The 9,570-nt window shown below is 69.8% G+C and carries 11 protein-coding genes; 4 read left to right on the top strand and 7 right to left on the bottom strand.

Annotation, left to right across the window (positions count from 1 at the left end; translation table 11 throughout):
* Positions 1-368: 368 nt before the first annotated feature.
* The 3 genes from groL (at position 369) to ACIBJB_RS40515 (ending at position 5,105) form a co-directional block, all read left to right on the top strand.
* Entirely contained in the window at positions 369-1,994 is a 1,626-nt protein-coding gene (groL, locus tag ACIBJB_RS40525) for a chaperonin GroEL (protein WP_057608613.1), read from the top strand.
* Between the two features lie 376 nt (positions 1,995-2,370).
* A complete protein-coding gene (locus ACIBJB_RS40520) occupies positions 2,371-3,492 on the top strand; it encodes an NADH:flavin oxidoreductase (RefSeq protein WP_398938725.1) in 1,122 nt (373 codons plus the stop codon).
* A gap of 89 nt (positions 3,493-3,581) precedes the next feature.
* On the top strand, positions 3,582-5,105 hold the full coding sequence (locus ACIBJB_RS40515) for a carboxylesterase/lipase family protein (RefSeq protein ID WP_398938722.1): 1,524 nt from the start codon (positions 3,582-3,584) through the stop codon (positions 5,103-5,105).
* Between the two features lie 27 nt (positions 5,106-5,132).
* Here the strand turns inward: ACIBJB_RS40515 and ACIBJB_RS40510 are convergent, their stop codons facing one another.
* The 7 genes from ACIBJB_RS40510 to ACIBJB_RS40480 all read right to left on the bottom strand — a co-directional run bounded on the left by ACIBJB_RS40510 (position 5,133) and on the right by ACIBJB_RS40480 (position 8,992).
* On the bottom strand, positions 5,133-5,702 hold the full coding sequence (locus ACIBJB_RS40510) for a hypothetical protein (protein ID WP_398938720.1): 570 nt from the start codon (positions 5,700-5,702) through the stop codon (positions 5,133-5,135).
* Between the two features lie 31 nt (positions 5,703-5,733).
* Positions 5,734-5,952: a type II toxin-antitoxin system RelE/ParE family toxin gene (locus ACIBJB_RS40505; protein WP_359429715.1), complete on the bottom strand. Its 219-nt coding sequence runs from the start codon at positions 5,950-5,952 to the stop codon at positions 5,734-5,736.
* A gap of 29 nt (positions 5,953-5,981) precedes the next feature.
* Entirely contained in the window at positions 5,982-6,257 is a 276-nt protein-coding gene (locus tag ACIBJB_RS40500) for a type II toxin-antitoxin system Phd/YefM family antitoxin (RefSeq protein ID WP_311717885.1), read from the bottom strand.
* A gap of 68 nt (positions 6,258-6,325) precedes the next feature.
* A complete protein-coding gene (locus tag ACIBJB_RS40495; RefSeq protein WP_398938717.1) occupies positions 6,326-7,141 on the bottom strand; it encodes a hypothetical protein in 816 nt (271 codons plus the stop codon).
* A gap of 274 nt (positions 7,142-7,415) precedes the next feature.
* A complete protein-coding gene (locus ACIBJB_RS40490; protein ID WP_398938715.1) occupies positions 7,416-7,949 on the bottom strand; it encodes a DinB family protein in 534 nt (177 codons plus the stop codon).
* Between the two features lie 25 nt (positions 7,950-7,974).
* Entirely contained in the window at positions 7,975-8,169 is a 195-nt protein-coding gene (locus ACIBJB_RS40485) for a DUF397 domain-containing protein (RefSeq protein ID WP_398938713.1), read from the bottom strand.
* Complete coding sequence (locus ACIBJB_RS40480; protein WP_398938711.1) at positions 8,153-8,992, bottom strand: Scr1 family TA system antitoxin-like transcriptional regulator; 840 nt, start codon at positions 8,990-8,992, stop codon at positions 8,153-8,155. Before ACIBJB_RS40480 ends, ACIBJB_RS40485 begins: the two co-directional genes overlap by 17 nt.
* A gap of 116 nt (positions 8,993-9,108) precedes the next feature.
* Between ACIBJB_RS40480 and ACIBJB_RS40475 the strand changes: the two genes are divergently transcribed.
* A complete protein-coding gene (locus tag ACIBJB_RS40475) occupies positions 9,109-9,498 on the top strand; it encodes a hypothetical protein (protein ID WP_398938709.1) in 390 nt (129 codons plus the stop codon).
* The last annotated feature ends 72 nt before the right edge of the window (positions 9,499-9,570 follow it).

Raw genomic sequence — 9,570 nt, 5'->3', positions numbered from 1 at the left:
GCGGGGGCCCCCCCCCCCCCCGGCGCGCCCCCCCCCCCCACCCCGGCCCCTTATCGCCGTACGCGGCTTTCGCGCCGGTGGGTCGTCCTGGGTCTCAACGTGACCGGCTCCGGGCGGCTCGTGGGGGCGGGGAGAGGGCTGGCGGCAGGGCCGGGTGGGGGCCCGATACGCGAGAGGCGCTTGCACTCGACCATGGCGAGTGCTAATCATTGGCGTTAGCACTCTGAAGGTGAGAGTGACAAAGATGGACCGGGTCGGTGAGGCCCGCAGGCCTTGTGGGGCAAGGATCCACAGGCCGGCGAGCCGTCCGTCGCGGGCGCGGGCGCGGTCCGAAGGAATCACCCCCAGTCCTGGAGGGACCACTTCACATGGCCAAGATCATCGCGTTCGACGAGGAGGCGCGGCGCGGCCTCGAGCGCGGCATGAACCAGCTCGCGGACGCCGTCAAGGTGACGCTCGGCCCCAAGGGCCGCAACGTCGTCCTCGAGAAGAAGTGGGGCGCCCCCACGATCACCAACGATGGTGTCTCCATCGCCAAGGAGATCGAACTCGAGGACCCGTACGAGAAGATCGGCGCCGAGCTGGTCAAGGAAGTCGCCAAGAAGACGGACGACGTCGCCGGTGACGGTACGACCACCGCGACCGTGCTCGCCCAGGCCCTGGTCAAGGAAGGCCTGCGCAACGTAGCCGCCGGCGCCAACCCCATGGCCCTCAAGCGCGGTATCGAGAAGGCCGTCGAGGCCGTCTCCGCCGCCCTGCTCGAGCAGGCCAAGGATGTCGAGACCAAGGAGCAGATCGCCTCCACGGCCTCCATCTCCGCCGCCGACACCCAGATCGGCGAGCTCATCGCCGAGGCGATGGACAAGGTCGGCAAGGAAGGCGTCATCACCGTCGAGGAGTCCCAGACCTTCGGTCTGGAGCTGGAGCTCACCGAGGGTATGCGCTTCGACAAGGGCTACATCTCGGCGTACTTCGCCACCGACATGGAGCGGATGGAGGCGTCGCTCGACGACCCGTACATCCTCATCGCCAACTCCAAGATCGGCTCCGTCAAGGACCTGCTCCCGCTCCTGGAGAAGGTCATGCAGTCGGGCAAGCCGCTGCTGATCATCGCCGAGGACGTCGAGGGCGAGGCCCTGTCGACCCTGGTCGTCAACAAGATCCGCGGCACCTTCAAGTCCGTCGCCGTCAAGGCTCCGGGCTTCGGTGACCGCCGCAAGGCCATGCTCGGCGACATCGCCATCCTCACGGGCGGCGAGGTCATCTCCGAGGAGGTCGGCCTCAAGCTGGAGAACGCGACCCTGGACCTCCTGGGCCGCGCCCGCAAGGTCGTCATCACCAAGGACGAGACCACCATCGTCGACGGTGCCGGTTCGTCCGACCAGGTCAACGGTCGCGTCAACCAGATCCGCGCCGAGATCGAGAACAGCGACTCGGACTACGACCGCGAGAAGCTCCAGGAGCGCCTGGCGAAGCTCGCGGGCGGCGTGGCCGTCATCAAGGCCGGTGCCGCGACCGAGGTCGAGCTCAAGGAGCGCAAGCACCGCATCGAGGACGCCGTTCGCAACGCGAAGGCGGCCGTCGAGGAGGGCATCGTCGCCGGTGGTGGCGTGGCCCTCATCCAGGCCTCCTCGGTCTTCGAGAAGCTGGACCTGGAGGGTGACGAGCTGACCGGCGCCAACGCCGTGAAGCTGGCCCTGGAGGCCCCGCTCAAGCAGATCGCCGTCAACGGTGGTCTCGAGGGTGGCGTCATCGTCGAGAAGGTGCGCAACCTGCCCGTCGGCCACGGCCTCAACGCCGCGACCGGTGAGTACGTCGACATGATCGCCGAAGGCATCATCGACCCGGCGAAGGTCACGCGCTCTGCCCTGCAGAACGCCGCCTCCATCGCCGCGCTGTTCCTCACCACCGAGGCCGTCATCGCCGACAAGCCGGAGAAGGCGGGCGCTGCCCCGGCCGGCGGCGGCATGCCGGGCGGTGACATGGACTTCTGATCGACCCCCGGCCGCCAGGCCTGACGGTTGATCAACGTCCTTGCCGGGGGCGGCCCTTCCTGGAAACAGGGGGTGGCCGCCCTCGGTCTTTTCCTGCGCTATGCTTGATCACGAGCCGCTCGACGTGAACTCCCGTCGGTCGACTACGCGTTGGTGGTCCAAGGAAAGACGCCCCGCTTCCTGTGGGGAGATGCAGGTGCAAGGCCTGCCCGGCGCTCGACAAGAAGCCCGTCCCACGATGGTGGGGCGGGCTTCTTTCATGCGTGGCCTCCCTGCGTGGGCGGAGTCACAGCGCATCGGGAAATCCTGAGCCGGATGAGGCGGTTGGCACCTGGGTAGTGTCCATGCGCATGCACATACCGAGGAGTACTGCCACGTGACCGCCCCCGCCACCTCCCGCGCCGCCGAGATCCTCTCCCGTCCGGTCCACATCAACGGCCTGACCGTCCCGAACCGCATCGTGATGGCGCCCATGACCCGGAGCTTCTCCCCGGGCGGCGTCCCCGGCGCGGACGTGGCCTCGTACTACTCCCGCCGCGCCGCCGCCGGAGTCGGTCTGATCGTCACCGAGGGCACCTACGTCGGCCACGAGTCGGCCGGGAACAGCGGCAGCGTCCCGCGGTTCCACGGCGAGGAGCAGCTGGCGGGCTGGGCGAAGGTCGCCGAGCAGGTGCACGCGGCGGGCGGCACCATCGTCCCGCAGCTGTGGCACATCGGCATGGTGCGTGAGCAGGGGCAGCCGCCCTACGCCGACGCCCCCGCCGTCGGGCCCTCCGGCATCCGCCTCGGCTCCGACGAGCCCACCGGCAAGGCCATGACCCAGCGCGACCTGGACGACGTCATCGGCGCGTTCGCCGAGGCCGCGGCCGCCGCCGAGCGCATCGGCTTCGACGGGGTGGAGCTGCACGGCGCCCACGGCTACCTCCTCGACCAGTTCCTGTGGGCGGGCACCAACCGCCGCACCGACGCCTACGGCGGTGACCCGGTCGCCCGTACGAAGTTCGCGGCGGAGATCGTGGCGGCCGTACGGGAGACGGTGTCGTCGGAGTTCCCGATCATCTTCCGCTACTCGCAGTGGAAGCAGGAGGCCTACAAGGCGCGCCTCGCCGAGACGCCGGAGGAGCTCGAGGCGATCCTCGTCCCGCTCGCCGCCGCCGGAGTCGACGCCTTCCACGCCTCCACGCGCCGCTACTGGCTCCCCGAGTTCGACGGCTCCGACCTCAACCTCGCCGGCTGGACCAAGAAGCTCACCGGCAGGACCACCATCACCGTCGGCTCGGTCGGTCTCGACGGCGACTTCATCCGCGGCTTCATGGGCGAGGGCTCCCCGGTCAAGGGCATCGACGACCTGCTCGACGCCCTGGAGCGCGAGGAGTACGACATGGTCGCCGTCGGGCGGGCGCTGCTGCAGGACCCGCAGTGGGCCGCGAAGGTTCTGGCCGGCCGGTTCGACGAGCTTGAGCCGTACGACGCGTCCGCGCTGAAGTCGTTGAGCTGACGGGACAACGGTCCCCGGCTTGGTTGACTCACGCAAGGGAAGTGGGCTGGAGTGAAGCGACCAGCCCCCTACCCGTGAGGAGTTCGACGATGACGTCAGCCGAGGATCTCGAAGTGCGCACCGCGGCCGGTGCCGTGCGCGGGCGGGCCGAGGGCGGACTGATGGTCTTCCGGGGGATCCCGTTCGCCGAACCACCGGTCGGGGAGGCCCGGTTCCAGGCGCCGCGGCCCGTGAAGGGCTGGGAGGGGACCCGGGAGGCGTACGCCTTCGGGCCCCCGCCCCCGCAGGAGTCCGCCTTCCAGGGGCGCGCGGGTGTCCCGGAGACACCCACCGGGGACGACTGGCTGACGGTCAACGTCTGGACGCCCGGCACGGACCCGTCGGCCCGCCGCCCGGTCATGGTGTGGATCTACGGCGGCGCCTACAAGCTGGGTCACGCCGGCAGCCCCGGCTACGACGCCCAGCACCTCGCACGCGCCGGTGACGTGGTCGTCGTGACCCTCAACTACCGCGTCGGCATCGAGGGGTTCGCCCTGCTGGAGGGGGCGCCCGCGAACCGGGGGCTGCTGGACCAGGTCGCGGCACTGGAGTGGGTGCGGGACAACATCACGGCGTTCGGTGGCGATCCCGGGCAGGTCACGGTGTTCGGGGAGTCGGCCGGGGCCGGGTCGGTGGCCTCGCTGCTGGCGATGCCGAGCGCGCGGGGACTGTTCGGGCGGGCCGTCGCGCAGAGCGTGCCCGGCACGTACTTCTCCGCCGAACTCGCCCGGGACATCGCGGTGGAGATCGGCAAGGAGGCGGGTCTGGCGCCGACGGCCGCCGCGCTGTCCGCGGTGGACCCGCTCGAACTCCCTTCGGCGGGAGAGCGGTTGAGCTCGCGGATGCGTGATTACGACGACCGGTGGGGGCAGGTGGCGCCGACCGCGACGCCGTTCTCGCCGGTGGTCGACGGCGAGGTGCTGCCGTGCACTCCCTGGGAGGCGCTGGCGGCCGGCGCGGCCCGGGACGTGGAGCTGCTGGTCGGGCACAACCGGGACGAGTACCGGCTCTTCCTCGCCCTCGCCGACCGGCTCGGCCGGACAACCGAGGAACAGGCGACCTCGGCCCTGCGGATGTTCGCGCCGGGCCCGGACGGCGAGCGCGCCTACCGCGAGGCCTTCCCGGACGCCACACCGAGCGAACTCTACGAACGCGTGCAGACGGACTGGCTGTTCACCATGCCCTCCCTGCGGCTGGCCGAAGCGCAGGTCGCCGGCGGCGGGCGCGCCCACCTCTACGAACTGGCCTGGTCCGCGCCGGGGTTCGGTGGCGTGCTCGGAGCGTGCCACGGACTGGACATCCCGCTGCTGTTCGGCACGTACGACGCCGACCTCGGGAATCTGCTGTTCGCGGGGAGCGGGGTGCCGGACGAGGCGAGGGCGTTGACCGCGCGCTTCCAGACGGCGTGGACCGGGTTCGCGCGGACCGGGGATCCGGGATGGTCGGCGTACGACGGCGAGGCGCGCGCCACTCAGGTCCTGGACGTCACCCCCGAGGTGCGGCCGTACCCGGAGGAGGTCTCCCGGCGGCTGTGGGAGACGTACGACTTCCGGGCGCTTCCCCTGCTGAAGTAGGCCCTGCTGAAGTTGGTCTTCCGGGCGTTAGAGATTGCCGAGCGGCTCGATGTCCACCTTGACCGGGGTGCCCCACACCCGCAGCACCTCGTAGTCGGTGAACTCGTGCACGAGCCGGTACGCCATCGCGGCGCGCGGGCCACGGCGCTGGGCGTTGATGTAGAGCTCGGCCTCGTGCCGGTCCCGCCTCGGCGTCCCGCACAGCTGCCACTCCTGGCCGGTCCACAGCTCCGGCAGCCAGCGCTGCTGGGGCTGCGGCCGGTCTTCGCGGACGCCGTACCTGGAGGGGGTGGGGCCGGCGGTCCTCGGGCGCGCGCCGGGCCCGTTGATCTCGGCACGGCGGGCCGCCCGGCGCCGCGTCTCGCACAGCAGGCACAGGTCGGGGGCGTTCTCGTCGACCGGGCCGTTGGGGTGCTCGGCGCAACGGGTGGTGGGGGCGGCGCCGGTGACGCTGTCCTCCAGGAGGTCCAGGGCCCGCTTGATGTCCGCCTTCACCTCGTGCAGCTTGGCGTCGGGGGTGTCACCGGCGAGCGACTCGCCGTGCTCGCCGAGGAGACGGAGGGCGCGGCCCAGGGCGGTGAGCTGGGCGTGGTTCATGGGGTGGCTCCGGTTGTCGCGGGGGCCGGGTTCAGTTGCTGCGGCCGACCTTCAGCACATGCACGGTGACGGTGGGTCCGTCCGGCCGGTACAGCACGCGCCAACTTCCGACGTGCAGCCGGTAGTAGCCGGAAGTTCCCAGGGCCCGGGCCGCATCAGGACGGGGATCGTCGGCGAGGGCGCGTACTGCCACGGCAGTCGCCTTGGCACCTACTGGGTCGAGGACGCGGAGCCGTCGGAACTCGTTCATGGCGTGGTTCTCCCACACCACCGTGTACGTCACGAAGCGGCCTCTCGGCGATCTTCCGCCTCCAACTGTGCCATGAACGCGTCGTGGGACATCGACGGGCCGGCCGGAGCGGCCTCACGAGCGCGCGCCTCGGCGATGTCCGCCTCATCACGCAGCCGCTGCAGCTCTTCCAGTTCGCTTATCGGGATGAGTGCCGCAGCGGGCTTGCCGTACTCGGTGATCAGGATCTGCTCCTGTCCGTGCCGGACCCGGCCGACCAGTTGGCCGAGCTGGTTGCGGGCTTCGACGAGCGGATACGTGTCCATGGGAAAACTGTACACACCAGCGGGTGTGTGTACTGCCTGCCGCGACAAAGCCAGGCTTGGGTCAGTCGTCATGCGTATGTGCCCTCTTCTCGTTTCAGGGACATCGCGGCCCGGATCTCGTTCGCGCGGGCGTGGATCTCGGGGGCGGGCAGGAGTGAGGCGGGGCGCGTGGGGGCGTATCCGTCTCGGCAACCGCGGCAGAAGCCCCCCGGCAGGGTCTCAGGAGGCCCGGGCACTCTGCACTCCGCGCACCCCAGGATCCGGTGGGGCGCTTGGGGAAGCGGCAGCTCCGGTGGCATTTTGTCGGTCAGGCGGCGGCGGAGCAGTGCGGCCGGGTGGTGGACCGGAGTCGGCAGGCCGCTGGTCAGGGCGTGGCGTACGACCTCCTCGGTGGCTCCCCGGGCGAACCACAGCTCCGCCAGCGGGGCGAGGGCCGCGCATTCGGCGGCGGAGAGGGACAGAGAAGGCGTCTCACGGCCCAGCGCGGCGAGGAGGATGTGGGCGCGGGAGCGGGTGGGCGGGCGGTGTTCGGTGCCTTCTGGTACGTCACCTCTCGTGAAGGCGGCCCACCAGTCGTCGTCGCGTGCGGTACGGGACCACCACGATCGGGTGATCCAGTGGGTGCTGCCCGAGTCGGCGGCCAGCTTCTCGCGCCCCCGGCGCAAGTGGCCTGCCTCTTGGAGGCGGTTGAGGGCAGTACCGAGGGCGCACTGTCCGTAGGGCAGCTGCTTGGCCAGCGTCTTTACGGAGATGTCGGCGGCGTCGGGGAGCCGGTCGAGGTACGCCGCGATGGCGGCTTCGCGGGGTGGGAGGTGGGCGAAGTCGTGCGCGGTGCGGGCCTGTTGGCCGGGGGCGGAGCGTTTGCCGTATCCCGGTTTCGCCATGGGGTGCGGGGATGCGTGCGCGGGGAGGAAGGCAGGACTAAGATTGGCATCAGCCACGGGATCGACTCGCATTCGATCTTGTAGGTCAAGCCCCCGCAGGTGTTGCTAGCACCTGGCGGGGGCTGTTCGTTATGCGGGCACGCTAGACGATCGTGACTGTGCGTGGCAAGCCGGTTGCTTCCCGTCAACACGCGGGGTGGGAGGGCGGGTTGAGGCCCTCCACCCATTCCTTGCAAAGAGGGCTCGGAGCTGGACGCTTGAGCTTCGGGACCGGTCAGCCCATGCTCTTGGCGCCGTCCAGGGACTCGCGGATGATGTCGGCGTGGCCCGCGTGCTGGGCGGTCTCGGCGGCGATGTGCAGCAGCACCCTGCGGGCCGACCAGCGAGCCCCCGGCTCGTTCCAGGGCGCCTCGGGCAGCGGGTGAGAGACGTTCAGGTCCGGCAGGGCGGTGACGAGTTCGTCGGTCCGGTGGGCCGTCTCCTCGTAGTCGGCCAGCACTCCGGCCAGCGTCTCGCCGGGCTGCATCCGGAACTCGTCGGCCCGCCGGGCGAAGTCGGCCTCGGTCATGGCGGTGAAGTCGGGCATGGCCGAGGGGCCGTTGAGGATGAACTCCGCCCAGTGCCGCTCCACCGACGTGACGTGTTTGATCAGGCCGCCCAGACACAGCTCGCTGGCCGTGGTCCGCTGCCCGGCCTGCTCGTCGGTGAGGTCGCGGGTCGTGAAGCGCAGGAAGCGCCGGCTGTGGGCCAGCGCCTCCAGCAGGTCGGTGCGCTCGTCCGTGGTGATGGTGTGTGTGGTGTCGGTCATGGGGCCACGTTAGGAGTCGTATAGGTCAGATCCTGACCTCTACGACCGCCTCGACGAAGGCGGACCATGCCTCGGGCCGGAGCATGAGCTTCGGGCCGTGGGGGTTCTTGGAGTCGCGGACGGAGATGGCGGTGGGGTGACCGTCGGCTACTTCCAGGCAGTCGTCGCCGGTGCCACCGCTGTACGTGGACTTGCGCCAGGACTCAGGGGTGTTCCTCATGTGCGTAATCCTGCGCCATCGCCTTGATCAAGACCAGGGACTTCTCGCGGGGGAGGGCGGATGACGTGAGGAGTTCGTAGTAGAGCCGATAGCGGGCGACGCTCGCGGGATCGTCCTCCAGCCGTCCGGTGTCGACTCCCTCCAGGTAGACCAAGGGCGGAGCGTCGTCGAAGTCCATCAGCTTGATGGAACCCTGCATCGCCGGGTGGGCTCCCGCGTCGAACGGCAGGACCTGGACGATCACACGGCTCCGGTGGGCCAGGTCGGCGATGTGGTGCAGTGCCTCGCCCATGACCGCTCGACTGCCCGTGACCCGATGCAGCGCGGCTTCGTCAACCACGGTCCACAACAACGGCGTTGTTGGATCGGCCAGGATGCGGGTCCGCTCCATCCGGCCCTTCACCAGTTCCTCGATCACGTCGTCCGGAGCCGTCGGCTGATAGGCACGGCAGACGGCTCGTGCGTACGCAGGTGTCTGGAGCAGGCCGGGGATCAGCATCGACGCGTATTGCCTGATCGCCGTACACCTCGCCTCCGCCTCGGCGGCCTCCGCGAAGTGCTCCCGGTACTTGGACTTCGCCGACGCCCCACAGTTCCGCCGGAAGAAGTCCTCCGTCCCCAACACCTCATCCAGCAACCGCGCGTACTCCGACTGCATCCTCCGCGTGCCCGCCTCCAGTTGCCCCACGAACGACCCGCTCACGAACAGCCGTTGCCCCAGCTCCTCCTGGCTCAGCCCGGCCTTCTCCCGCGCATGGCGCAACTCCGCGCCCAGTAGAGCCCTCGGTGACGACGACGGGTCGAGGTCCTTTGATCCCGGCATGTGCGACTCCCCATCCATCAGGTGAGGTTGTTGGGCTGGTCCGTATGGCCAGGTTAGGGGCGCGCCGGACACGCTGTGTTGCGAATAGCAAACTCACCGTGCCCATGGAGGAAAGCGTGCGGTCCACCCAAGAAGTCCTGGAATCCCTGCGACAGGCCCTCACCGGCGTCGGTGTCGTCCTGCCGTCCCTCGCCGTCGACCCCCTCACCGGCGCCGGCGACGAACCCTTCCCCCTGGTCGACCTCGGCCGGTGCAACGTCCGTACGGCCGAGCGGCTGGCGTCGGTACTGCGGGGGGAGTCGCCGCCGATCGGGACGTACGCCGTGGACAAGCGAGACGGGAGGGTGGGGGAGGTCATGGGGCATCTAGGCGGGAGGGTGCAACTGCGGCCCGTGGGTGGTGGGCGTGAGTGGGACTGTCCGCGGGAGGAGGTGGGAGTCGCGCCGCCGGAAGAGGTGTTGCGGGCTCGGTTGCGGAGCCGGAACCGGGAGGCGCGTATCTCGTGACGTGTGTATAGGGACGCCTCGGCTTGGCTACCATTTCACGCAGAATCATGCATACTATTTCTTTGAAACTAT

Origin of the sequence: Streptomyces sp. NPDC050759, assembly GCF_044456945.1 — a bacterium.
GTDB lineage: Bacteria > Actinomycetota > Actinomycetes > Streptomycetales > Streptomycetaceae > Streptomyces.
Note: the sequence above shows the minus strand (reverse complement) of the source record. Positions and strands in the feature narration are given on the sequence as shown.

Coding starts and splice junctions, on each gene's coding strand:
- groL (WP_057608613.1), top strand. CDS start 369: ATGGCCAAGATCATCGCGTTCGACGAGGAGGCGCGGCGCGGCCTCGAG.
- ACIBJB_RS40515 (WP_398938722.1), top strand. CDS start 3,582: ATGACGTCAGCCGAGGATCTCGAAGTGCGCACCGCGGCCGGTGCCGTG.
- ACIBJB_RS40510 (WP_398938720.1), bottom strand. CDS start 5,702: ATGAACCACGCCCAGCTCACCGCCCTGGGCCGCGCCCTCCGTCTCCTC.
- ACIBJB_RS40505 (WP_359429715.1), bottom strand. CDS start 5,952: ATGAACGAGTTCCGACGGCTCCGCGTCCTCGACCCAGTAGGTGCCAAG.
- ACIBJB_RS40500 (WP_311717885.1), bottom strand. CDS start 6,257: ATGGACACGTATCCGCTCGTCGAAGCCCGCAACCAGCTCGGCCAACTG.
- ACIBJB_RS40495 (WP_398938717.1), bottom strand. CDS start 7,141: ATGGCGAAACCGGGATACGGCAAACGCTCCGCCCCCGGCCAACAGGCC.
- ACIBJB_RS40490 (WP_398938715.1), bottom strand. CDS start 7,949: ATGACCGACACCACACACACCATCACCACGGACGAGCGCACCGACCTG.
- ACIBJB_RS40485 (WP_398938713.1), bottom strand. CDS start 8,169: ATGAGGAACACCCCTGAGTCCTGGCGCAAGTCCACGTACAGCGGTGGC.
- ACIBJB_RS40480 (WP_398938711.1), bottom strand. CDS start 8,992: ATGCCGGGATCAAAGGACCTCGACCCGTCGTCGTCACCGAGGGCTCTA.